The sequence below is a fragment of the Streptomyces sp. BE303 genome (assembly GCF_036290945.1).
Classification (GTDB): Bacteria; Actinomycetota; Actinomycetes; order Streptomycetales; family Streptomycetaceae; genus Kitasatospora.
Map to the genome: position 1 here is coordinate 1 of NZ_JAQYWZ010000714.1, position 873 is coordinate 873.

Sequence of the window (873 nt, forward strand, 5' to 3'; positions counted from 1 at the left end):
CACATCGGGATGGCGACCGGGAAGTTCCACGGGGTGATGAGTCCGACCACGCCGAGCGGGCGCCGGAACGTCATGGCGAGGGTGCGCGGCTCCTCGGCCGGGGTGGTGACGCCGTTGATGCGGCGGGCCTCGCCGATGGTGTAGTCGAGGATGGTCAGTGAGCGGGCTACCTCGCCTCGGCTCTCGGAGAGGCGTTTGCCTTGTTCCCTGGTGATGGCCTCGGCGAACGTTTCGGAGCGTTCGGTGATGAGGGTGGCGGCGGTTTTGAGGAGTTTGGCGCGTTCGATCGGGCCGATGGTGTCCCAGTCGTGTTGGGCGGTGGTGGCGGCGTCGATGGCGGTGGTGGCGTCCTCGGTTCCGGATTCCGTGAAGTCGCCGATCACGTCGGTGGTGTCGGCGGGGTTCAGGTTCGGTCGTACTTTTCCGGTCAGGGAGGGTGTCCAGCGGCCGGCGATGTGGTTGAGCAGGTGTTCGGGGTGTGGATTCGACATGGACAACTCCGTGGCAGGAAGTGGGAGCAGGGAGGTTGCCGTGCGGTCGGGCGCCGGGCCGACGGCCCTGAGGGGGGCAGGGGCGTCGGCCCGGCAGTAGGGGGGTGGTCAGCCCAGAGGCCGAGCCGACGAGGGCCACGCGCCCGTCCAGCCCGGCCACCCCAGGACCGACCGGACGGCGCTGGGGTGGCCGGGCAGTGCGAGGACGACGCCCGAGCCGGACTCCTTGACGGCGGTCGCCTTGGTGTCCGATCTGGTGGTCTCGGCGTTCGACATGGTTCTCGACCGATCTGGGTGGGGGCCGGGGAGCGCCGCATGGCGGGCGGCGCGAGGTCGAGGCGGCGGCTGCCGCCGGTACCGTGGCCGCCCCCCGGAAGGGGTG

2 protein-coding genes are annotated in these 873 nt (G+C 70.8%); both read right to left on the minus strand.

Annotated features, from left to right (window positions below):
* Positions 1 to 491 (minus strand): aldehyde dehydrogenase family protein (locus PUR56_RS19885; protein WP_329949918.1); only part of this gene is annotated, 491 nt, incomplete at its 3' end.
* A gap of 108 nt (positions 492 to 599) precedes the next feature.
* Positions 600 to 767, minus strand: a complete 168-nt coding sequence (locus PUR56_RS19890) for a hypothetical protein (protein ID WP_329880977.1) — start codon at positions 765 to 767, stop codon at positions 600 to 602.
* Between the last annotated feature and the right edge of the window lie 106 nt (positions 768 to 873).